Raw genomic sequence first — 23,024 nt, 5'->3', positions numbered from 1 at the left:
GGAGTCATCCTGCGGTCAGCCGGACAACGTTGTCAAGTCTCAGATCGATTACGGATGACATCGATGTCGAGACCGAGCTCCCACGACGCACCGGGGGCGAGCGCGCGCAGCAGCCCCGCTTCCCGCGCGGCGGCACGGCCGCGGATCGTCGGCGCCGTCGCCGGCTCGACGCCCAGCACGAGACCGTCGTCCTGTGCCACGCGCCACTGGAACATCGCCGGCAGCACCGTGGTGTCGAACGAGATCCGGATGCCGAGCCCCGACGCCGCGATCACCTCGGCACTCACCCGTCGATCGCTCGGCAGCTCGTGGCGGAACACCTGTTCGGGGTAGTCCGCGACCTGTTCGGGGAACTCCGCCCACCCGTCGAGCCCCGCCTCGGCCGCCGCGTCGCGGGGTTCGACGCGGTCCGCGGGCGAGCGCAGCACGGTGCCCGCGTCGACCAGCGGCCAGCCGAGGTTGACGTGGTAGAGCACCATCGGCTCCACCACCCGCGACCCGCGATTGACGATCTCGTCGCGCAGCTCGATCCGCCCCGCGCCCAGCGGCACGCGCAGGCGCCGTCGCAGCTCCACGTGGGCGCCGAGCACCGTCGCCTCGACGACGGTGGCCTCGACCACCACGGCATCCGCCCGCGCCTCCGCCCGGGTGACGGATGCCGACAGCCCGCTGAACCGCCCGTGCTGGGGATGCTCCCCCTCGGCGTCGACCGACGGCGGGCCGAACGACAGCAGGCCGCAGGTGGTCACGAGTCCCCCGCCGAACGACGCCCCGAACCCCGCGGCGCCGGGGCGCGGCCATCCCGTCGGCGACACCCAGGCCAGGGGCACGCCGCGGTGCCGCACCTGCCCGAGGTCGAGTCCGCGGTCGGGCAGCAACTCGATGTCGAGGTCGCCCGCGATCACGCGGAGTCGCCGGGTTCCGGCATCCGGTCCATCGCTGCGCATCGATGCCTCGACCGCGGCGACCTGCGCCGCGGAGCCCGAGCGCCGCAGCGCCTCGTCGATCGATCGTCCGTACAGCTCGCCCATGAGCCCCGCCTTCCTCGCCGTTGCGACGCTCACGCTACCAATGTTTGACAACGTTGTCTTGCGAACCGCATACTGACCGTCGAGCGCAGAGCCGCGCCCCGATACGACGCTTCGGAGACCCACACCCCATGTCGAAACCCCGCCTCAATCGCCTCTTCAACGCCCGATCCGGTCGCGCGTTCGACGTCGCCGTCGACCACGGCGCGTTCCACGAGTACACCTTCCTCACCGGCATCGAAGACATGGCGAAGACCGTCGCGACGCTCGTCGACGCCGGCCCCGACGCCGTGCAGCTCACCCTCGGCCAGGCCCCGCTGCTGCAGGCGTTCCCCGGCAAGCAGAAGCCCGGACTCGTGCTGCGCACCGACATCGCCAACGTCTACGGCGATCCCCTCGAAACCCCGCTGCACAGCATCCACGTTCCGGATGCCATCGAGGTCGCCGTGCGTCTCGACGCCGTGGCCGTGTGCGTCAACCTCCTCGACCTCCCCGGCGAGCCGCAGGTGCGCGAGCAGTGCATCCGCTCGATCCTGGCCCTCCGCACAGACGCCGAGAAGTACGGGATGCCGCTCATGATCGAGCCCCTCGTCATGCAGACCAAGCCCGGCTCGGGCGGATACGGGGTCGACGGCGACACCGCCAAGGTGATCACGCTCGTCCGCCAGGCGCGCGAGCTCGGCGCCGACCTCATCAAGGCCGATCCCACCGACGACATCACCGAGTACCACCGGGTCATCCAGGCCGCCGGCGACACCCCGCTGCTGGTCCGCGGCGGCGGGCGCGTCGACGACCGCACGCTGCTCGAGCGTACCCAGGCCGTCCTCGAGCAGGGCGCGCGCGGCATCGTCTACGGACGCAACGTCATCCAGCACCACGACCCCGCCGGCATCACGGCCGCCCTCATGGCCGTCGTGCACGACGACGCCTCGGTCGACGAGGCTCTCGCCCTCATCGGCGCCCCCGCGGAAGGAGACCGCGCATGACCGGCAAGAAGATCGGCGTCGGCATCATCGGCGGCGGCCTCATGGGCCGCGAGATCGCGGCGGCGCTGCGACGCTGGCCCGCCCTCATCGACCACCCGGCCGAGCCCGAGCTCGTCGCCGTCTGCGACATCAACCCCGCGGCGCTGGAGTTCTTCGAGCGCATTGACACGGTGCAGCTGACCACGACCGACCACCACGAGCTGCTCGCCGACCCCCGCGTCGACGTCGTCTACATCGCGGTCCGCCACGACCTGCACGAGCGTCTCTACGTCGACACCGTGCGCGCGGGCAAGGCACTGCTGGCCGAGAAGCCGTTCGGCATCGACCGCGCCGCCGCCGACGCTGTCGTGGCCGCGATCGAGGAGAACCCTCAGTCGTTCGTGCGCGTCTCGAGCGAGATGCCGTTCTTCCCCGGTGCTCAGTGGGCGGTCGACTACGTACGCGCGGGCGGTCTCGGCCGCATCGTCGAGGCGAAATGCACCTTCCTGCACTCCAGCGACATCGACGTGAACAAGCCCCTCAACTGGAAGCGGCAGAAGCAGTTCTGCGGCGATGCGGGAGTGCTCAACGACCTCGGCATGCACACGTGGCACGTGCCGCTGCGGCTGGGGTGGGCGCCCGAGAAGGTCGTCGGCATCCTGCAGGACATCGTCACCGAGCGCCCCGGTCCCGACGGGTCGCCGCAGCCGTGCGACACGTGGGACAACGCCGTGATCCACTCGTGGTCGCGCCACGACGGCGCCCCCTTCCCCCTCACGACCGAGACCAAGCGCATCGCGCCGGGGCAGAAGAACACGTGGGAGTTCGAGGCCATCGGCATGTCGGGCGGCGTGCGCTTCAGCACCAAGAACCCCAAGCAGGTCGAGGTGTTCGCCTTCGTCGACGTGCCCGGTGTCGGCCGCGAGCAGAGCTGGCAGAGCGTGGATGCCGGGAGCCAGTCCGTCTGGCCGACGGTGACCGGCCCCAACTTCGAGTCGGGCTTCTCCGACGCCATCCTGCAGATGTGGGCGGCCTTCCTCGCCGAATACCTGGGCGAGCTGGCAGACGGATTCGGCTGCGTGCGCCCCGAAGAGGCGGCGCTCACCCACCGTTTGTTCGCGGCCGCGATCGCCTCCCACGAGACGGGCGCGCTGGTCGCCCCCGAGGCCTGATCGCGCGATGCGGGGCCCGGACGCGCCACCGGGCCCCGCGTCGCCGGTTCGAGGCGGGCGCACTCCCTATGCTCGGAGGATGCCGTCGCTTCACGGCAGCACGAGGAGACGCATGCGCAAGACCGGTCGGCCCACGATGATCGACGTCGCCGCCGACGCCGGAGTCAGCCTGAAGACCGTCTCCCGGGTCGTGAACGGGGAGTCGGGCGTCGACCCGGCCATGATCGAGCGAGTGCGCGCCGCGGTCGCGCGGCTCGGGTACCACCGCAACTCCCTCGCCGCGAGCCTGCGCTCGGGCAACCGCGACACGATCGGCTTCGTCGCCGCCGACCTCTCGAACACCTTCTACATGGCCGTCGCCGCCGCCGTCTCGACGATCGCCACGCGAGAGCGCATGCACCTGGTCATCGCATCCAGCGAAGAGGATGCCGACCTGGAACGCACCCTCGCCCTCGATCTCTGCCAGCGCCAGATCGGCGGCCTCATCGTCGTCCCCACCGCCACCGATCACTCCTACCTGTCCCGCGAGGTCGAGCTCGGGACGCCCGTCGTCTTCCTCGACCGCCCCGGCAGCGGGGTACCGGCCGACGCCATCCTTCTCGACAACCGGGGAGGCGCTCGCGACGCCGTCGCTGAGCTCCTCGCGGCCGGACACCGTCGTATCGCCGTGCTGCTCGACTCCCCCGCGATCTTCACCATGGTCGAGCGCCTCGCCGGAGCACGTGAGGCCTTCGCCGCGGCCGGAACGTCCCTCGATCCCGCGCTGGTCGTGGACGGCCTCCACACCCCCGCCGTCGCGCGCGACGCCGTGCATCGGCTGCTCGACTCCGCCGACCCGCCGACGGCGGTCTTCTGCGCCAACAACCGCGTCACGATCGGTGCCCTCGAGGCGATCCTGCCCCGCGGAGCGGAGATCGCGATCGCGGGCTTCGACGACTTCGAGCTCTCGCGGCTCCTGCCTCGTCGCATCCGCATCGTCGACTACGACGTCACCGAGCTCGGCACGCGCGCGGCAGAGACGCTGCTGGCGAGGGGCGCCGACCCCGCGACGGGCTCCCACACGCACCTCGTTCCGACGCGCCTCGTCGACCGGGGCGGAGTGTCCTGACCATCGGACGCTCCCGTCTCCGCGCCGGCTCGCGCGGTCCGAGCGTGGCTGCCCCGCTCCCGTCAAGGCCGCGCCCCGCGCGGCGGCCCCTGCTTACCGTCGAGGCATGACCTCCGATCGCGATCAGTTCACCTTCGACAATCCCGTCACCCGTTATGCCCGCGTCGAGCCGCCCCTGCAGCACCAGCCCGAGCCCGGCGTTCAAGCCGATATGACTCCGGTGCCCGATCTGGGTGAGAAGACCTACCGCGGGCTCGGCCGCCTGGTCGGCCGCAAGGCGCTCATCACCGGGGGCGACTCCGGGATCGGCGGGGCCGTGGCGATCGCCTTCGCGCGCGAGGGTGCCGACGTCGCCATCGTGCACCTGCCCGACGAGCAGCGCGATGCCGACCACATCCTCGAGCAGATCCGGGATGCCGGCCGTACCGGCGTCTCGATCGCGACCGACATCACCGATCCCGGCGCGTGCCGCGAGCTCGTCGCCCGCGCCGCCGAGGCGCTCGACGGCCTCGACATCGTCGTGAACAACGCCGGCAAGCAGGTGATGGTCGAGAAGGTCGACGACCTCTCGGACGAACAGTTCGAGCAGACGTTCCGCACCAACGTGTTCGCGCCGTTCTGGATCACCAAGGCGGCCCTCGCCCATCTGCCGGAAGGTGGCACGATCATCAACACCGCGTCCCTCGAGGCGTACGTGCCGGCGCCCGACCGCCTCGATTACGCCGCGACCAAGGCCGCGATCAACAACCTCTCGAAGGGCCTGGCGCAGCAGCTCGCGTCACGCGGCATCCGGGTCAACGTCGTCGCACCGGGACCCACCTGGTCGGCGCTGCAGGTGAGTCAGGGCGTCTCCGACGACCAGATGGAGCACTTCGACGACGAGAGCACCTACCAGCGGGCGGGCCAGCCGGCCGAGATCGCGCCGGCCTTCGTCTTCCTCGCCTCCGCGGAGTCGAGCTACGTCTCGGGAGAGACCCTCAACGTCAACGGCGGCATGGTCACTCCGTAAGCCGACCACGCGCATCGCCCCGGTCCGTCGCGCACGGCCGGGGCGATCGTCGTCCCAGGGACGGGCCACAGCGCACGCTTGCGCAAAACGTCCCGTTCCGCAACCGACCCGTTCCGGGGCCTTCCGTACGCGAGCGTGAGTACATGCCCACCGACAACGCCTCCGCGGCCAGCGGGGCGCCCCTCACCCTGTACCTCCTCCACGCGCTGGGAGCGAGCTCCGGCTCCTTCGACCGCCTCGCTGAGAAGCTCGATGACGACGTGCGGGTGCAGGGCATCGACCTCCCCGGGTTCGGCTCCGCCGCGAGCGCCCCCGACGCCACCCTCGACGAGACCGTCGAGCACGTCCTCCGCCACCTCGCCGGCCACGCGAACGGTCCGTGGATGCTCGGCGGCCACAGCATGGGCGGCAAGATCGCCGCGCTCGTGGCCGCGCGCGTCCTGCGCGGAGACGCTCCGCTGTTCGGACTCCGCGGCATGGTGCTCATGGCTCCCTCGCCGCCGCGTCCCGAACCCATGGACGAGGAGCGCCGTGAGCGGATGCTCTCGTGGGTCGACGGCGGGGCGATCTCGGAGCAGGATGCCGAGACCTTCATCGATCAGAACACCGCGGAGCCCCTCGATGCCGGGGCGCATTCCCTCGCCCTCGCGGACCTTCGTCGCACGTCGCCTACCGCGTGGCGCGCCTGGCTCGAGACGGGAAGTCGCGTCGACGCCACCGCCGAGGTGCAGACCCTCGATATCCCCGTGCTCGTGCTCGCCGGGACCGACGACGCGGACCTCGGGGCCGCCGCCCAGCCGGAGCTGCTCACCTCGGTCTACCCCCGCGCGCGTTTCACGACCTTCCCCGACACCGGGCACATGATCCCCCTCGAACGTCCCGCCGAGGCCGCTGCGGCGATCTCCCGCTTCATCGCCGACGAGGTGCGGGTCGGTCCGGTGGTGCCGGACGACTGGGCCCGGCTGATCGCCGGCGATCGTGTCGATTCCCGGGTGCGCGGCATCCTGGCTCGACGATCCCTGCCCGACGACCGCGGCTACGCCCCCGCGGTGCTGGACCTGGCGCAGCTGACGCTGCTCCGCGAGATCGCCGACCTCGTGGTCCCCCAGGACGGACCGGCGATCGACATCGCCGGACGCGTCGACGCTCAGCTCGCGCGCGGCGAGGGTGACGGTTGGCGTCACGCCGACCTGCCCATCGACGCCGAGGCGTATCGCACCGGTCTCGATCAGATGGCCGCCACGTGGCCCACCGACCCGGTGGAGCGTGCCGAGACCTTCCGCGCCGCCGTCGAGGGAGAGGCGGATGCCGAGGGCCCCTTCGACGCCGCCCAGCTGAAGGCGTGGCTCGAGGACGTGCGCAACGACCTCGTCCGTCAGTGGCTCGCCCACCCCGCGAGCATGGCGCGCGTCGGCTACGACGGGTTCGCCACCGGCGGCCGCCCCATCCGCGGATTCGTTGAGTTGCGCCTGGGGCGCCGCGAAGACTGGGAGCCGGCGAACGTCGGCGGCACGATCGCGACGGGAGACGCGGCATGAACCTCGAAGCGATGCGCACCTTCACCGACGACGAGATCGTCGACGTGGTGGTGATCGGAACCGGCGCCGGCGGCGCACCCCTGACCGCCGAACTCGCGCGGAAGGGTCTCACGGTGGTCGCTCTCGAGGCCGGGCGGCACTTCTCGCTCGACGACCTCACGCCCGATGAGACCGAGGCCGTCGAAATCAACTGGATGTCGGAGCGCCTCAGCGGCGGTGACGACCCGACCGCGTTCGGCCCGAACAACAGCGGGCGCGGCGTCGGCGGCTCGATGCTGCACTGGGGGGCGTTCACCCCGCGCCCCGATCGACGCGACCTCGCGCTGAAGACCGAATCGGGCGTCGGCCGCGACTGGCCGATCGATCCTGACGAGTTGCTGTCGTACGTCGAGCGCGTCGAGGGCGACATCGGCGTCTCGGGTCCGTCCCCCTATCCGTGGGATCCCAGCCGTACCTACGCCTACGCGCCGGCGAAGCGCAATGCTCCCGCGAACCTCGTGGCCAAGGGCTGCGACGCACTCGGCGTGCGCTGGGCCGACGCACCGGCCGCCGTTCTCACCCGCGCCCGCCTGCAGGACCACCACGGCGAGCGCGGGGCGTGCGTCAACTGCGGCGAGTGCCATCAGGGATGCCGGGTGGATGCCAAGGCGTCCACCGCCAACACGTACCTGCCCGCGGCCGTGGCAGCCGGTGCCGAGATCCGCAGCGAGGCGATGGTGCACGGCATCGAGCTCGACGCCCGCGGCCACGTCGAGGCCGTCGTCTACCGCACGGACGGCGTCGACCGTCGTCAGCGCTGCCGCGCCCTCGTGCTCGCCGGCGGCGGTGTCGAAACGCCGCGCCTGCTGCTGCACACGGGCTTGGCCAACGACAACGGCCAGGTGGGCCGCAACTTCCTCGCGCACGGCGCGACGCAGGTGTGGGGCCGGTTCGACGAGCCGGTGCGCGGGCACCGCGGGTACCCCTCGTCGCTCATCAGCGAAGACATGATGCGCCCGGCCGACGCCGACTTCGCCGGCGGATACCTCGTGCAGAGCCTCGGGGTCATGCCGTTGACGTTCTCGACCACCCTCGTGCGCGGCGGCGGCCTGTGGGGCCCCGAGCTCCTGCAGCGACTCGATCAGGCGCGGTTCATGGCCGGCATCGGCATCAACGCCGACTGCCTCCCGTCCGACGACAACCGCCTCGAGCTGGTCGACGAGCTCGACGAGTTCGGCATCCCGCGCGCTCGGGTGACGTTCACCGCCGGCGACAACGAGAAGGCGATCGACAAGCACGCGACCGCGTTCATGCTGCGCGTCATGGAAGCCGCCGGGGCACGCGAGACCATGGTCCTCGCCCGCACCGCGCACACGATCGGCACGTGCCGCATGTCGACCGATCCCTCCGACGGCGTGGTCGATGCCGACGGCCGTTCGCACGAGATCCCGAACCTCTGGATCTGCGACAACTCGGTCTTCCCCTCGGCGATCGCCGCCAACCCCGCGCTGACGATCATGGCCCTCTCGCTACGCACCGCGGACCGCTTCCTCGCCTCCACCGCCGCCTGACCCTCGTCGTCCGTCCCGCCGCGCGCAGGTGCGGCGGGACGGTGACGTGCGTCCAGGTCCCCCGGTCCGCGCTCCAGACGACTCAGGAGCGGCACCCGTGTCCGCATGCTGAGCGGCCCGGTCCGCTCCGCGCGTCGAACACGGGAGAATGGATGCCATGAAGCTCGAGCACCTCGTCCGGTTCGCCGCCCTCGCTGAGGAGCTGCACTTCCCGCGCGCGGCCGAGAAGCTGCGCATCCCCCTCGCCTCGCTGTACACGACCGTCGACAAGCTCGAGGATCAGGTGGGGCAGCCGCTCATCTCGCGCACCCCGCCGACGCAGCTCACCCCGGCCGGCCGCCTGCTGCTCGAAGAAGCCCACCTCCGCATCGCGGATGCGCCTCCCGCCGCGCCGCGGCAGAAGGCCCCCGGCGGCGGCAAGGCGAAAGCCAACAAGGGCAAGGGCCGCGCCCCGATCGTGAAGGGCGAGCCGAAGCCCTACAAGAAGCGCCAGGGCCGCTGACCCCACCGTTCCCCGCCGCCCCCACACGCGATAAACGCTGATAGTGGCGAGACTCTCTGCGACACAGCGTGTCTCGACAGAATCCGCGTTTATCGAGCGACGGGTGCGCCCCGCGCCGCTCGCCTAGAGCTCGGTCACGACCCCGGCTTCCACGCGCCAGCGGCGGTCCGTATGCACCGCGGCGAGCATCCGCCGGTCGTGCGTGACGAGCAGCAGCGTGCCGGTGTACGACTCGAGCGCTTGCTCGAGCTGCTCGATCGCCGGCAGGTCGAGGTGGTTCGTCGGCTCGTCGAGCACGAGGACGTTGACGCCCCGCGCCTGCAGCAGGGCGAGTCCCGCGCGCGTGCGCTCGCCCGGCGAGAGCTCATCGACCGGGCGGGTGACGTGATCGGCCTTGAGTCCGAACTTCGCCAGCAGCGTCCGCACCTCACCGGCGTTCATCTCCGGCACGAAGCCCTCGAACGTCTCGGCCAGCGGGCGCTCGCCGACCAGCAGGGACCGCGCCTGGTCGATCTCGCCGATCGCGACGCTCGAGCCCAGCGATGCCGATCCCTCGTCAGGGCTCTGACGGCCGAGGATGCCGCGCAGCAGGGTCGACTTGCCGGCGCCGTTCGGCCCGGTGATGCCGACGCGCTCGCCCGCGTTGACCTGCAGCGACACCGGCCCGAGGGTGAAGTCGCCCTGGCGGAAGACCGCCCCCGACAGCGTCGACACGACCGAGCTCGAGCGCGGCGCCGATCCGATCGTGAATTCGAGTTGCCACTCCTTGCGCGGCTCCTCGACCTCGTCGAGGCGGGCGATGCGGCTCTCCATCTGACGCACCTTCTGCGCCTGCTTCTCGCTCGATTCCGTCGCGGCCTTGCGGCGGATCTTGTCGTTGTCGGGCGACTTCTTCATGGCGTTGCGCACGCCCTGGCTCGACCACTCGCGCTGCGTCCGAGCACGCGAGACCAGGTCGGCCTTCGTGTCGGCGTATTCCTCGTACTTCTCACGCGCCTGGCGGCGCAGGGTCGCGCGCTCCTCGAGGTAGGCGTCGTACCCACCGCCGTAGACACGGTGGGAGTTCTGCGCGAGGTCGAGCTCGAGCACGCGGGTCACCGAGCGGGCGAGGAACTCCCGGTCGTGGCTGACCAGCACGACACCGCCGCGGAGCCCTTTCACGAAGGTCTCGAGTCGCTCGAGCCCGTCGAGGTCGAGGTCGTTGGTCGGCTCGTCGAGAAGCGCGATGTCGAAGCGCGACAGCAGCAGGGCCGCCAACCCCACGCGCGCCGCCTGGCCTCCGGAGAGACCCGTCATCTCGGCATCCGGTCCCACCTCCAGACCCAGGTCGGCGAGCACGATCGGCATCCGCTCGTCGAGGTCGGCGGCGCCGCTGGCGAGCCACCGCTCGAGGGCCGTGGCGTAGGCGTCGTCCGCCCCCATGACCGACGCATCGCCGAGCGCCGCCGCCGTGGCATCCATCTCCCGCGTCGCCTCCGCGCACCCGGTGCGGCGGGCGATGTACTGCGCGACGGTCTCTCCCGCGACGCGCTCGTGCTCCTGCGGGAGCCAGCCGACGAAGGCGTCGCTGGGCGCGAGGCTGATCGATCCACCCTGCGGCTCGTCGACGCCGGCGAGCAGACGCAGCAGCGTGGACTTGCCCGCTCCGTTCGCCCCGACCACGCCGATCACGTCTCCCGGCGCGACGGTGAGGTCGACGCCGTCGAAGAGCGTGCGGTGTCCGTGGCCCCCGGCGAGGCCCTGCGCGACGAGGGTGGCGGTCATCCCTCTAGTGTCTCAGGGCCGCCGCGCTGTTCACGCCTCCGCCTTCGACGCCTCGAAGACCCCGGATGCCACTCCCTCAGGCGCCCGCCCATGCAGGTCCCCGAGCCCGTCGACGAGACCGGACGCCGGCCCGCGCCGCCCGGGTCCCTGAGCCCGCCGAAGGCACCGGATGCCGTCGCGTCACCGCGCCCGCGGGTGCGAGGTCGCGTACACGTCGCGCAGCGCGTCGACCGACACGTGGGTGTAGATCTGCGTCGTCGACACCGAGGCGTGTCCGAGCAGTTCCTGGACGACGCGCACGTCCGCTCCGCCCTGCAGCAGGTGGGTCGCGAACGAGTGCCGCAGCGTGTGCGGTGAGACGTGGGCGGTGAGCCCCGCCTTGACGGCGGCGGCCTGGATGATCAACCAGGCGCTCTGGCGCGACAGCGGCGCCCCGCGCACGCCGAGGAAGAGCCGCGGTGTCGCCCGCCCCTTCGCGGCGAGCGCGGGTCGCACGCGCGTGAGGTAGGCCTCGACGGCCGCGCGGGCGTAGGAACCGACGGGCACGATCCGCTCCTTGTCGCCTTTGCCGCGCACGCGCAGCAGGTCGCCGTGGGCGGTGTCGTCGACGTCGAGCTGCACGATCTCCGACACGCGGGCACCCGTGGCGTACAGCAGCTCGAGCAGAGCGCGGTCGCGCACGGCCGCCGGCTCCGCGGCGGAGGCGTCGGCCAAACCGGGCGCGGGACCCGCGGCATCCAGCAGCTGATCGACCTGAGCGATCGTGAGGGCCTTCGGCAGGCGGCGCGGAGCCTTGGGCGGGCGCAGTCGGCCGCTGGGGTCGGCATCCACGCGTCCCTCCCGCACGAGGAAGCGGTGCAGCCCCCGCACCGACGACTGCAGCCGCGCCAGCGACGACGAGGCGGGCGGTGGCTCGGCCGAGGCCCGCTCGGCCGCGAAGTCCGCGATCAGAGCGGGTGTCACCGCTTCGACCTCGCCGATGCCACGCTCGCCCAACCAGTCCGTGTAGACGGACAGGTCGCGGCGATACGCGGCGACGGTGTGGTCCGAGAGCCCGCGCTCGAGCGCAACGTGCCGGAGGTAGGTCTCGACCGCGCGCTCGAGCTCCACGTCAGCGGGAGGAGGCCTCGCGGCGCAGCACCTCGGCCGCCGCCAGGGCGCCGGTGGCGAGGATGCCGTTGCGCAGGCGTCCCGCGAGCACGCCGTCGATGACCTCGGCCAGCGGCACGCGCTCGAGGCGCATGTCGGACTCCTCGTGCTCGCGCTCGAAGTCGGTCTCGACCGCGCGCAGACCGCGCGCGAGGAAGAGGTGCACGACCTCGTCGTTGCCGCCGGGGGTCGTGTGCATCGACACCAGGTGCTGCCAGCGGTCGGCGGCGAGATCGGCTTCTTCGGTCAGCTCGCGCTTGGCGGTCTCGATCGGCGGCTCCCCCGCGACGTCGAGCAGCCCGGCGGGGATCTCCCAGTCGCGCTCCTTGATGGGGTGGCGGTACTGCTGGATGAGCACGACGCGCTCGTCGTCGTCGATCGCGACGACCGCCGCGGCTCCCGGGTGCTCGACGTACTGGCGGGTCATCTCGCCGTCGCCGTAGCGCACGGTGTCGGAGCGCACGTCCCAGACCGCGCCCTCGTAGACCAGGTCGGTCGAGACGATCTCGAGGTCGACCTTCTCGTCGCGCAGCTCCTCCACGTCAGTCCTCCTCGACGTCGAAGAGCTCGCTCGAGCGGTGACGCTCGAGGGCCGCGCCGACAAGACCGCGGAACAGCGGGTGCGGCTCGGTCGGGCGCGAGCGCAGCTCGGGGTGCGCCTGCGTGGCGATGTAGTACGGGTGCACGTCGCGCGGCAACTCGACGAACTCGACGAGGTCGAGGTCGGGGTTCAGCCCCGAGAACACCAGGCCCGCGTCGCTCAGCTGCTGACGGTAGGCGTTGTTGACCTCGTAGCGGTGACGGTGGCGCTCCGAGATGCTGTTCGAGCCGTACAGGTCGGCCGCGAGCGAGCCCTCCGCGAGCGCGGCGGGGTACAGGCCCAGGCGCATCGTGCCGCCGAGGTCGCCGCTTTCGAGGATGTCGACCTGCTCGGCCATCGTCGCCACGACCGGGTGCGCGGTGTCGGGGTCGAACTCGCTCGACGACGCGCCCTCGAGGCCGGCGACGGTGCGCGCGTACTCGATGACCATGCACTGCAGGCCGAGGCAGATGCCGAGCGTGGGGATGCCCTGCTCGCGTGCGAACCGCAGCGCACCGAGCTTGCCCTCGATGCCGCGGATGCCGAAACCACCGGGGACGATGATGCCATCGACCGCGCCGAGGGCCTTCGCCGCGCCTTCGGGCGTCTCGCACAGGTCGGAGGGGATCCACGTGATCTTGACGTGCGTCTCTTGGCCGAAGCCGCCGGCCTTGATGGCCTCGGTGACCGAGAGGTACGCGTCGGGCAGGTCGATGTACTTGCCGACGAGTCCGATCGTGACCTCGTGCTTGGGGTTGTGCACGGCCTGGAGCACGCGCTGCCACCGCGACCAGTCGACGTCGCTCGCCTTGTCGAGGTCGAGGGCGTCGACGATGTAGCCGTCGAGACCCTGGTCGTTCAGCATCGAGGGGATGTCGTAGATGCTCGGCACGTCGATCGCGTTGACGACCGCGTCTTCGTCGACATCGCACATCAGCGCGATCTTGCGCTTGTTCGACTCGGTGACGGGGCGGTCGCTGCGCAGAACGAGGGCGTCGGGCTGGATGCCGATCGAGCGCAGCGTGGCAACGGAGTGCTGCGTGGGCTTGGTCTTCTGCTCGCCCGAAGCGCCCATGAAGGGCACGAGCGAGACGTGCACGAAGAAGACGTTCTTGCGGCCGAGCTCGTGGCGGATCTGACGCGCCGACTCGATGAAGGGCTGCGACTCGATGTCGCCGACGGTTCCGCCGATCTCGGTGATGATGACGTCGGGCTGCGGCTGCTCGCTGGCCTGCAGGCGCATGCGGCGCTTGATCTCGTCGGTGATGTGCGGGATGACCTGCACCGTGTCGCCGAGGTATTCGCCGCGGCGCTCGCGCGCGATGACCTGCGAGTAGATCTGGCCCGTGGTGACGTTGGCCGCCTGGCTGAGCTCGATGTCGAGGAATCGCTCGTAGTGGCCGATGTCGAGATCGGTCTCGGCTCCGTCGTCGGTCACGAAGACCTCGCCGTGCTGGAACGGGTTCATCGTCCCGGGGTCGACGTTCAGGTACGGGTCGAGCTTCTGCATGACGACGCGAAGTCCGCGAGCCGTGAGGAGGTTGCCGAGGCTAGCCGCCGTCAGGCCCTTCCCCAGTGAGGAGACCACGCCTCCGGTGACGAAGATGTGCTTCGTCGTGAAAGTCGTGCCGTCTGAATGTCCCGCGTCCGAAGTCTGCATCACGGGCTTCGATCCTATCAGTCGCGTGTGGGGGTTCGCCTCCGAGTCTGGCACCCCCCTCCGACATCCGCGTCACGTTCGCGTGACGATGGCGAGTCTTCGGGTGCGGACGAAGGCGACCACCGCGACGACCACCGAGAGCACCACGGGGATCAGCACGACGGGAAGGATCGCGTCCTCGATCGCCGCGTCGCCGGCCGCCCAGCCGACGAGCACGACCTGGGCGATGACCAGGCTCGGCGGCAACCACCGCGCGAGGTCGCGCCGCACACCGACCCGGTCGCGCGCGCTCATGCCCACCAGGCCCAGGACGACGGCCCCCGCTCCGAGGATCGGCCCGATGACCCAGGGAAGCGCCGCCCACAGGGTGTGCCCGATGCTCGGAGGCGTCGCCGATGAGAACGTCCCCGAGGCGAATCGCAGGTCGAGCCCCGCGTACTTCGACGAGGACGGCCACCGGCTGTCCGGCGAATACTCGTCGCTCGCCCTGGCGTCGAACGCGATGACGGTCTCGGACCCGCTCTGCACGGCGTCGTCGCCCAGTGGCTCGGGCGCCGCGTCCGGGCGGGAGGGGGTGGCATCCATCCATCCGGACCCCTCTTCGAGGTCTTCTCCCCGTCCGTCCGCGAGGGTCAACGCGATCCGCACGTGCTCCGTCTCCGCGTCGACGGTCCGCCACGACCACGACCACCCCGGCATGAGGGCGGTCCAGGCCATCCGCTCCCCCGATGCGTCCCGGGCGATCGGGTGCGCCATCTCGTACCGGATCTCGACGACGTGTGCCCCGGTCCAGTCATCGGTCAGGCGCGTCTGGACGACGGCGTGATCGAGACGCCGGGTCTGCACGAACGGAGCCGTCTTGCCGTCGACGGTGATCGACTCGACGGTCAGCCCCTGATCGTGCCCGTCGACGACGTCCCGCCACACGCGCGTGACCTGGGGGATCACCCGGCGATTCGCCTCGACCTCGGTCTTCAAGGTCTCGACGACCTCCACCCGGCCCGCTCCGTCGCCATCGCGACGGAGGGTGGCGGCGATGTCGGCGTCCGTCACGGCGAGACCGCTGCTGCCCTCGATCCCGTCGAGAACCGCGGCCTGGTCGGGAGCGGCGGTGGTGGACGCCGTCGTGAGGAACGCAAGGGCGATGGCGCCGGCGACGAGACCCAGCGCGCACGCACGGACGGCGAGTCGTCCGCCCCCCAGGAACGTCGGATCGGCACCCACCCGTCGATCGATCCCTTCGCGCTCGGTCAGGCCTCGGAGCAGACGACCTGCCGCGCGCGGGTGCGAGAAGATCACGACGTAGGGCAGATCCGCCGATCGCAGCGGCGTGCGCTCGGCGGCGCTCGTCAGCTCGAGATACTGCCGCTGACCGAGCAGGTGCTCACGCGCGAGGGCTCCCTCGCGCGTCAGTGGGCGTGCGCTCAGCGCCACCGCGAGGATCACGCCGGCGAGGGCGACGGAGGCCGCCGCGGCAGCCACGGGCCACCACTCGATCGTCAGCGCGCGCTGATGCGAGAGTTGTCGCGTCAGGCCGAGCTGGAGGACGGCGAGCGCGAACGCTCCGCCGAGGAAGGCGTCCCGGACGAACCCGCGCGGCACCGTGCGGAGACCACGTTCGAACTGCGCCCTCCACGCGGGCGAGAATCGAAACGACCGCAGAGCCGGGAGCAGATCCCCCCACCGCCCCGCTCGATGGGCGGCGCGCGCGAGACGACGAGTCAGCCGGGGGTCCTTCGGATCTCGACGCCACGCGTCGAGGGCCTCGGCGAGTACCGCCGTGCGGCGCGCTCCCCACAGGCGTGCGTCCAGCGCCACCGAGCTGCCGCGACGCGGCTGCGACTCCGGCACGAACCACGCGCGCCCCCGCGCGTCGGCCCAGGCCACCGCCCGCGCGGCGAAGGCGAAGAGCACGCCGGCCGCCAAGAGCAACAGCGGCACGAAGGGCCCGTACGCCTGGATGAAGAACAACGGAGACGGCCCCGGCATCGCGAACGTACCCGGATCGAACCGGAACGCGAACCAGAACGATCCGTGGGGAGGGATGTTCTGGTCGTTCGTGATCTCATACACGAGCGGATCGGATGCCGCGTCCTCGGGCTCCATCGTGGTGGAACCGCCCACGAGAAGCCACGACAGTCCCGCCGAGGGCTGGCGCGCGAAAGCCCCCTCGAGGTCGCGGGGCACGACGACGCGCAACGAACTCGACGAGACCCCGTGCGGCCACTCGGGCCCGAAGACGTCCCACTGCAGCACCTGGGGCACCTGGTCCGACGAGGTGTCGCGGTCGTCGTAAGCGAGGTCGCGCAGGTCGTAGCGCACTTCGACGAGATGCGACCCGGTGAGTCTGTCCACTCCCCCGATGACGTAGGTCGTGCGGGTCGGCGTCGTCTCCACCCGTGCGTCGACGGGGCGATCGTCGAGCCGCGCCTCGCGCAGCGCGGGAGCGAGATCGTGTCCCTCGTACTGCGACGCGAGGACGCGTTCGATCGAGTTCTCGTCGACGTCGTCCGGAAAGACCGCGATGAACCTCTCCGTCACCGCGACGACGAGTCGCCCGTCGTCGTGACGCTGCAGGTCGTACTCCGCCGAGAAGTCCTTCGCGATCCAGGTGCTCGTGGCCTCCTTCGCCGATGAGGTGATGTCGTCGAAGGTGAGGGGCGCGTTGATCACCGGGCCGACGAGGAGCACCACGCCGACGGCGGCGACCGCCGCCCAGAACACGCGGATGCCGGCACGCAGACGTGTCCCCCCGTGCGACCGCAGCCACGCCTCGAGACGCAGCAGCAGCCGGGAGAGGAACGCCCACAGCGGCGTGTGCCGCGGGGGGTCGATCAGCGTCGCTTCCGGCGGCGCTGAGAGCTCGTCGTCGGAGTCGTCGGTCATCGGGATCGGCCGGTCTCCAGCAGTTCACGGGCGTGCGTCAACGCCGCTTCCGAGTCGGTGAGTCCCGACAGCAAGCGGGCCATCTCGGCTTCGCGCTCGGCCCCGTCGAGACGGCGGACACTGGATGCCGTGACCGCACCGTCGTTGCCCTTGACGACCGTCAGGTGGTTTCCCGCGAAGGCCGCCACCTGCGCGAGGTGCGTGACGGCGATCACCTGGGACGATTCCGCGAGACGAGCGAGCCGACGACCGACCTCGATCGCCGCGGCTCCCCCGATTCCGGCGTCGACTTCGTCGAACACGAAGGTGGGCACCGGGTCGACGCCGGCGATGACGACCTCGATGGCGAGCATGACGCGACTCAGCTCGCCCCCGGACGCCCCGCGCGACACGGGGCGGGGATCGGCGCCCGGGTGCGGGGCGAGCAGGATCGAGACCTCATCGCGTCCGTGACCGGCGGGCGAGGCGGGGGCCACGTCGACGCTCAACCGGGCGTCGGGAAGGGCGAGCGCATGGAGCTCCTCGGTGACCGCGGCGCCCAGTCTCTCGGCGGCCTCGCGTCGCGCAGCGGTGAGCGCTTCCGCGGCCGCATCCAGCTCGGAGGCCGCGGCGTCGCGCTGCGCCTCGAGTCGCTCGAGGCGGTCGCCGTCGTCATCCAATTCGACGAGACGAGCCGAGCCCGTCTCGAGCAACGAGATCGCCGCCTCGACCGTTCCGTGCGTGCGGGCGAGTCCGGCGAGCACTCCGCGGCGTTCATCGACCGCGGCCAGCTCGTGCGGGCCGGATTCGTCGAGGTCTGCGAGGTAGCCCGACAGCGCGACGGAGGCGTCGGTCGCGCGATACCCGAGGTCGGCGATCACCTCGCCGATGGCGGCGAGTGCCTCGTCGCTGCCCGAGATCCGCTCGAGGGCCCGGCGGGCTTCGGCCAGCAGCGTCACGACATCGGGTGAGCCGTCTTCGTTCGACAGGGCGGCGTGGGCCGTCACGGCGGCGACTCGCAGATCCTCGGCGTTGGCGAGACGCTCGGCGCGGCGCGCCAGCTCCTCTTCCTCGCCGACGATCGGCGCTGCGGCCTCGATCTCGGCGATAGCGGCGCGCAGCTGCTCGGCCTCGCGGGCGCGGTCGTCACGATCAGCGGTCAGGGTGGTCAGTTCGGCATCCAGAGCACGCCAGGCGTCCCACGCCGCGCGATAGGCGGTGCGGGCAGCGACGACCGGCTCCCCGCCGAAGCGATCGAGGGCATCGCGCTGCGCTCCCGACGACTTGAGGCGGAGTTGGTCGGACTGTCCGTGCACGACGACGAGGTCGTCGGCGAGATCAGCCAGGACACCCGCCGGAGCGGTGCGTCCGCCCACGGTGGCGCGCCCGCGTCCTTCGCTCGAGACGGTGCGTCCGAGATAGAGCTCGGCCGAACCGTCCCCGACGGGCTCGACATCGCCTCCGGCCTCCCGCACTCGCGCGGAGACGACCCCCTCTTCGGGGACGAGCCACACGCCCTCGACGGCAGCCTGGGTCGCGCCCTTGCGCACCGCGCCGGAGTCGGCGCGCTGACCGAGCAGCAGCCCGAGCCCGGTCACGACCATGGTCTTGCCCGCCCCGGTCTCGCCGGTGATGGCCGTGAAACCGCGCCCGATCGGCAGGGTCGCGTCCGCGATCACGCCGAGGTCGCGCAGCCGCATCTCTTCGATCACGCCGCACCTCCCGGCATCCCACGCCATCCCGTGACCGGGAGGCGGAACTTCCGAACGAGCCGGTCGGTGAACGCGGCAGGGTGCAGGCGGGCGAGGCGGACGGGCCGCGACGAACGACGCACCATCACGCGAGCGCCCGGGGGCAGCTCGTGCGAGCGTCGGCCGTCGCACCACAGGATGCCGCTGCCGCTCGTGCGCTCGAGTACCTCGACGGCGACCATCGCCTCGGGACTCACCACCAGCGGACGTGCGAAAAGGGCGTGCGCCGAGAGGGGGACGACGGCGATGGCCTCGACCGTCGGCCAGATCACCGGCCCTCCGGCGGAGAAGTTGTAGGCCGTCGAACCGGTCGGAGACGCCACGACGATCCCGTCGCAGCCGAACGATGACAGCGGACGGCCGTCGACCTCCATCACCACTTCGAGCATCCGCTCGCGGCTCGCCTTCTCGACGGTGGCCTCGTTCAGTGCCCAGGTCTCGAAGATGACCTCATCGTCGGCGTTCAACACGCGCACCGCGAGGGCGAGTCGCTCCTCGACGACGTAGTCGCGGTCGATGACCCGACGCACGGCGTCGTCCATGTCGTCGCGTTCGATCTCGGCGAGGAATCCGACGTGGCCCATGTTGATCCCGAGGATCGGGACGGTCCCACCCCGCACGACTTCGGCCGCGCGCAGGATGGTGCCGTCGCCGCCGAGCACGATGGCGAGCTCGATGTCGTCGATGCCGACGTCGACCCCGAGGGTCTGGACGCCCTCGAGCGACAGACGCTCCGCGAGCTCGGGCCGGTCCTCCGCGGACACCACCGGGGTGGCACCGGCCGACCGCACGGCGGTCAGGATGCGCTCGGCGGCGTGGACGGTGTCATCTCGGCGCGCGTGCACGACGAGGAGGATTCGGCGATCGCTGGGGGTCATCGGCTTCCGGTCAGTCGGGTCACGGTGCTCTCCCATTCTGAGGGGTCGCTGCCCCGAGTGGCCGAGAACCACGCGACGTACTCCTGGTTCCCGTGCGTTCCGACGATGGGCGACGCGATGAGCCCGGAGGTCCTGAGACCCGCGTCCCACGCTGCCCAGAGCACGCCGTGCACGGCGTCGGATCGCAGGGCGGGGTCGGTGACCAGCCCGCCCTTCACCGCTGTGCGGCCGACCTCGAACTGCGGCTTGATGAGGAGGATGACATCCGCCTCGGGGGCCGCCGTGGCCACGACGGCGGGCAACACGTGCTCCAGCGAGATGAACGACAGGTCTCCGGTCACCACGGTGGGACGCTCGGCGATACCCGTGGCGCCCGCGAGGGAGTCGGCGGTCATGAACCGCACGTTATACCCCTCGACCGACACCACGTCGGGGTCCGCCCCCACGACGGTGGATAACTGACCGTGCCCCACGTCGACGGCCATGACTGGGCGCGCGCCGCGCTCGCGAAGGACCTGTGTGAAGCCGCCGGTGGACGCTCCGAGATCGAGGGCGACCCGATCGCTCACGTCGACCCCGAAGGCATCGAGCGCGGCCAGCAGCTTGTGCGCGCCGCGGCTGACGTAGTGGTCGGCCCCCGCGACGTCGAGCACGTTGTCCGTCTCCACGGGCGTCGACGCTTTGACGACGGGGCGGCCGTCGACCGTCACGAGCCCGCCGGAGATCAGTTGAGCCGCGTGCGAGCGGGAACGCGCCAGCCCGCGGGCGGCGAGCTCGGCATCGAGGCGCGGGCTCACGACGCTGCGGTCGGATCGATCGGCGCCGACTCGAGTCGTCGAGCCAACTCCTCGTGCACGGCGGCGTAAGCGTCCGCGCGGGTGTCGAGGGGCTGCTCCTCGATGAGACGCAGCCGATCGATGAGCCCGGCGTCCGGGGCGGAGCTGTCGGACATGGATGCCATGCTACCGACGTCAGCGCACGCGGAACGGGTCCGCGTAGAGCTGCTCCGGAACCCGGAAGCCGAAGATGGCACGACCACTGTTCCAGATGGCCGCCGAGCCGGCACGCAGAAGGTCGATCTGCCGCCCTCCGTCGTTGACGATCCGGAGATCGACGCCGTCGATCTCGACGATCGCATCACCCACACGGGTGCGGTCGCCCTTGACGACCGTCGTGGGGTACGGCTCGAAGAGCTGACGGAGGTCTTCGACGATGTAGTCGGGGCGCTGCGAGGGCGGTGCCGCGAGCACTTGCTTCGGTCGGTCGATGCCGGTGAGCACCAGCAGGGAGCGCATCTCGGCCGTGCGCGCACCCTGGATGTCGGTGTCGAGGCGATCACCGATGAACAGCGGCGACTGCGCGCCGGTGCGGGCGACGGCGACATCGAAGATGGGCCGTTCGGGCTTGCCTGCGATGGTGGCCAACCGCCCCACGGCCGTGTGCACGGCCGACACGAGCGTGCCGTTACCCGGAGCGATGCCGCGGGCCTGCGGGATCGTCCAGTCGGAGTTGGTGGCGACCCAGGGGATCCCCCCCTCCTCCACAGGCGTCGCGAGTGCGTACGCGGCCTCGGCGAGGTGGACCCACCCGACCTCGGGAGCGAAGCCCTGGACGACGGCCGCCGGGTTGTCATCGGCGCTGCGCGTGACGACGAAGCCGGCCTTCTCGACCTCGACGACGAGACCCTCGCCGCCGATGACCAGCAGGGTGGAACCCGCGGGCACCAGGTCGCGCATCAGACGCATCGCCGCTTGCGGACTGGTGGTGACGTCGTCCGCCGCCACACGCAGCCCGAGGGAGGTGAGGTGCTCGGCGACCGACGCGTCGGTCCGCGACGCGTTGTTCGTGATGTACCCGAGACGACGCCCCTCCTGCTGGGCGCGGTTCAGGCTGTCGACCGCGTGCGGCAGAGCACCGGGGCCGGCATAGACCACCCCGTCGAGGTCCGCCAGGACGACGTCGACGCCGTCGAGCGGTGTCGGCGGCGGAGTGCTCCGGCCGAAAATCATCGCCCGTCTTCCTCGACGTCCGCTTCGACAACCGTCTCGGCGGGCTCGATGCCGTCGGCACGATCGTCCACGTCACCCTCGGTCACGTCTTCGTCGTGCGGTTCGCTCGCAGCGTCGTCAGCCGACTCGACCGCCACGTCGTTTCCTTCGAGGGGGATGACTCCGGATGCCACGTCCACACCACCCTCGTCATCGATGAGTTCGATCTCTTCGACGACGATGACCTCGCGATCGGCGACGCCTGCGGCGGCGTCCAGGGCGTCGGCCGCGATCTCGGCTCGACGCTCCCACTCGGCGGCTTCATCGGACCGTCCGAGTTCTTCGAGAACCGCTGCGCGCGCGGAGAAGAGGGCCGGGCTCCATTCGAACGCGCGGTCCGGGTCGGCCTCGGGGATCTCGAGCTCCTGCAGAGCACGGTCCGTCTGCCCCAGGTCGAGGCGCGCTCCCGACATGGCGATCGCCAGCTGTACACGTACCGGAACGGACAGGCTCGAGCGGTCGACCGCGCGCCCCTCCTCGAGGGCGCGATCGGGACGTCCGACCCCGCGCTCACTGTCGACGATGAGCGGAAGCTGCTCGTCGGACCCGGTGATCCGGCGGTGCGTCCGGAGTTCGCGGAGGGCCAGGGCGAAGTCGCCGACGGCGTATGCCGTGATGGCGACGGTCTCGCGGACGACCCCGACACGGCCGGCGCTCCGGGACGCCGCCAGCGCGTGTTCGTGCGCCAGCTGGGGGTCTTCGTCGATCATGCGAGCAGCCATCGCAAGGTGACGGGCGACGTTGTCGGCGTTGTCCTTGCTGAGCGTCTTCAACTCGTTGCGGGCTGCGCCAGGAAGGTCGAAGGCAGTGACGTCCTCGGGGATCTCCGGGCCACGCTCGCGACGATCCTGCGGCGGGCGCGTGGCACGAGAGTCCTCGCGATCGAATCGACGCGGCGCTCCCGCGCCCGGCCGGCGGTCGCCACTCGGACGTCGGTCACCGCCCCCGAAGCCGCGGGAATCACCGTCTCGGCGCACGGGGCGGTCCCCGTCCCGACGGAACGGACGGTCACCGTCACGGCGAACCGGACGATCGCCGTCGCGACGAACGGGACGGTCCCCGTCACGACGAACGGGACGGTCCCCGTCACGACGAACGGGACGGTCCCCGTCACGACGGAACGGACGCTCCCCCTCGCGCTGAACGGGACGATCACCGTCACGGCGGAACGGACGATCCCCCTCGCGACGAACAGGACGATCCCCGTCGCGACGGAACGGACGATCACCATCACGCTGAACAGGACGATCAGCATCCCGGCGGAAGGGACGGTCACCGTCACGACGAACAGGACGGTCACCATCACGACGAGCAGGACGATCCCCCTCACGACGGAACGGACGATCACCATCGCGCTGGGCGGGGCGTTCGCCGTCACGACGGAACGGACGGTCGCCGTCCTGACGGAACGGACGCTCACCATCACGACGAACCGGACGCTCACCATCACGACGAAC

The 23,024-nt window shown here is 71.1% G+C and carries 20 protein-coding genes; 8 read left to right on the top strand and 12 right to left on the bottom strand.

Features of this window, described 5'->3' with window-relative positions; all coding sequences use genetic code 11:
* Window positions 1-32: 32 nt before the first annotated feature.
* The gene (locus tag BLS25_RS09180; RefSeq protein ID WP_143017894.1) at window positions 33-1,064 is read right to left on the bottom strand and encodes a DUF4432 family protein; all 1,032 of its coding nucleotides are present in this window, start codon (window positions 1,062-1,064) and stop codon (window positions 33-35) included.
* A 95-nt stretch (window positions 1,065-1,159) separates the two neighbouring features.
* Here BLS25_RS09180 and BLS25_RS09175 point away from each other — a divergent pair, with 95 nt between their 5' ends.
* From BLS25_RS09175 to BLS25_RS09145, 7 genes are all read left to right on the top strand, one after another.
* Window positions 1,160-2,014: a class I fructose-bisphosphate aldolase gene (locus tag BLS25_RS09175; protein ID WP_056224173.1), complete on the top strand. Its 855-nt coding sequence runs from the start codon at window positions 1,160-1,162 to the stop codon at window positions 2,012-2,014.
* A complete protein-coding gene (locus BLS25_RS09170; protein WP_074695220.1) occupies window positions 2,011-3,165 on the top strand; it encodes a Gfo/Idh/MocA family protein in 1,155 nt (384 codons plus the stop codon). Before BLS25_RS09175 ends, BLS25_RS09170 begins: the two co-directional genes overlap by 4 nt.
* A gap of 112 nt (window positions 3,166-3,277) precedes the next feature.
* Complete coding sequence (locus BLS25_RS09165) at window positions 3,278-4,273, top strand: LacI family DNA-binding transcriptional regulator (protein WP_074695218.1); 996 nt, start codon at window positions 3,278-3,280, stop codon at window positions 4,271-4,273.
* A 106-nt stretch (window positions 4,274-4,379) separates the two neighbouring features.
* Complete coding sequence (locus BLS25_RS09160) at window positions 4,380-5,282, top strand: SDR family oxidoreductase (RefSeq protein WP_074695216.1); 903 nt, start codon at window positions 4,380-4,382, stop codon at window positions 5,280-5,282.
* Between the two features lie 143 nt (window positions 5,283-5,425).
* Entirely contained in the window at window positions 5,426-6,820 is a 1,395-nt protein-coding gene (locus BLS25_RS09155) for an alpha/beta fold hydrolase (protein ID WP_074695214.1), read from the top strand.
* Window positions 6,817-8,370, top strand: coding sequence for a GMC family oxidoreductase (locus BLS25_RS09150; protein ID WP_143017893.1), 1,554 nt, complete (start codon window positions 6,817-6,819; stop codon window positions 8,368-8,370). Before BLS25_RS09155 ends, BLS25_RS09150 begins: the two co-directional genes overlap by 4 nt.
* A 157-nt stretch (window positions 8,371-8,527) precedes the next feature.
* A complete protein-coding gene (locus BLS25_RS09145; protein ID WP_056224181.1) occupies window positions 8,528-8,872 on the top strand; it encodes a LysR family transcriptional regulator in 345 nt (114 codons plus the stop codon).
* 123 nt (window positions 8,873-8,995) lie between these two features.
* Here BLS25_RS09145 and abc-f read toward each other — a convergent pair whose 3' ends face one another.
* The 11 genes from abc-f to BLS25_RS09095 all read right to left on the bottom strand — a co-directional run bounded on the left by abc-f (window position 8,996) and on the right by BLS25_RS09095 (window position 22,277).
* A complete protein-coding gene (abc-f, locus tag BLS25_RS09140; RefSeq protein ID WP_074695212.1) occupies window positions 8,996-10,636 on the bottom strand; it encodes a ribosomal protection-like ABC-F family protein in 1,641 nt (546 codons plus the stop codon).
* 180 nt (window positions 10,637-10,816) lie between these two features.
* A complete protein-coding gene (gene xerD / locus BLS25_RS09135) occupies window positions 10,817-11,746 on the bottom strand; it encodes a site-specific tyrosine recombinase XerD (RefSeq protein WP_074695210.1) in 930 nt (309 codons plus the stop codon).
* 1 nt (window position 11,747) lies between these two features.
* Window positions 11,748-12,326: an NUDIX domain-containing protein gene (locus tag BLS25_RS09130; RefSeq protein ID WP_074695208.1), complete on the bottom strand. Its 579-nt coding sequence runs from the start codon at window positions 12,324-12,326 to the stop codon at window positions 11,748-11,750.
* A gap of 1 nt (window position 12,327) precedes the next feature.
* Window positions 12,328-14,025, bottom strand: a complete 1,698-nt coding sequence (locus tag BLS25_RS09125) for a CTP synthase (RefSeq protein WP_056224189.1) — start codon at window positions 14,023-14,025, stop codon at window positions 12,328-12,330.
* A gap of 72 nt (window positions 14,026-14,097) precedes the next feature.
* Complete coding sequence (locus tag BLS25_RS09120) at window positions 14,098-16,911, bottom strand: hypothetical protein (protein WP_074695206.1); 2,814 nt, start codon at window positions 16,909-16,911, stop codon at window positions 14,098-14,100.
* Entirely contained in the window at window positions 16,908-18,602 is a 1,695-nt protein-coding gene (recN, locus tag BLS25_RS09115) for a DNA repair protein RecN (RefSeq protein ID WP_056224193.1), read from the bottom strand. Before recN ends, BLS25_RS09120 begins: the two co-directional genes overlap by 4 nt.
* Window positions 18,599-19,519 carry an NAD kinase gene (locus BLS25_RS09110; protein WP_056224195.1) on the bottom strand — a complete coding sequence of 307 codons (921 nt, stop codon included), beginning with the start codon at window positions 19,517-19,519 and terminating at the stop codon, window positions 18,599-18,601. Before BLS25_RS09110 ends, recN begins: the two co-directional genes overlap by 4 nt.
* Window positions 19,516-20,316 carry a TlyA family RNA methyltransferase gene (locus BLS25_RS09105; protein ID WP_074695204.1) on the bottom strand — a complete coding sequence of 267 codons (801 nt, stop codon included), beginning with the start codon at window positions 20,314-20,316 and terminating at the stop codon, window positions 19,516-19,518. Before BLS25_RS09105 ends, BLS25_RS09110 begins: the two co-directional genes overlap by 4 nt.
* The gene (locus BLS25_RS16910; RefSeq protein ID WP_164481584.1) at window positions 20,313-20,471 is read right to left on the bottom strand and encodes a hypothetical protein; all 159 of its coding nucleotides are present in this window, start codon (window positions 20,469-20,471) and stop codon (window positions 20,313-20,315) included. Before BLS25_RS16910 ends, BLS25_RS09105 begins: the two co-directional genes overlap by 4 nt.
* 19 nt (window positions 20,472-20,490) lie before the next feature.
* The gene (locus BLS25_RS09100; RefSeq protein WP_074695202.1) at window positions 20,491-21,528 is read right to left on the bottom strand and encodes an HAD-IIA family hydrolase; all 1,038 of its coding nucleotides are present in this window, start codon (window positions 21,526-21,528) and stop codon (window positions 20,491-20,493) included.
* Window positions 21,525-22,277 carry a hypothetical protein gene (locus tag BLS25_RS09095; RefSeq protein ID WP_235556886.1) on the bottom strand — a complete coding sequence of 251 codons (753 nt, stop codon included), beginning with the start codon at window positions 22,275-22,277 and terminating at the stop codon, window positions 21,525-21,527. Before BLS25_RS09095 ends, BLS25_RS09100 begins: the two co-directional genes overlap by 4 nt.
* Between BLS25_RS09095 and BLS25_RS16905 the strand changes: the two genes are divergently transcribed.
* Window positions 22,248-23,024 (top strand): hypothetical protein (locus BLS25_RS16905; RefSeq protein ID WP_218128172.1); only part of this gene is annotated, 777 nt, incomplete at its 3' end. The genes BLS25_RS09095 and BLS25_RS16905 overlap by 30 nt on opposite strands.

The organism is Microbacterium testaceum StLB037 (genome assembly GCF_900104345.1).
In the GTDB taxonomy this organism is placed as follows: domain Bacteria; phylum Actinomycetota; class Actinomycetes; order Actinomycetales; family Microbacteriaceae; genus Microbacterium; species Microbacterium testaceum_A.
Note: the sequence above shows the minus strand (reverse complement) of the source record. Positions and strands in the feature narration are given on the sequence as shown.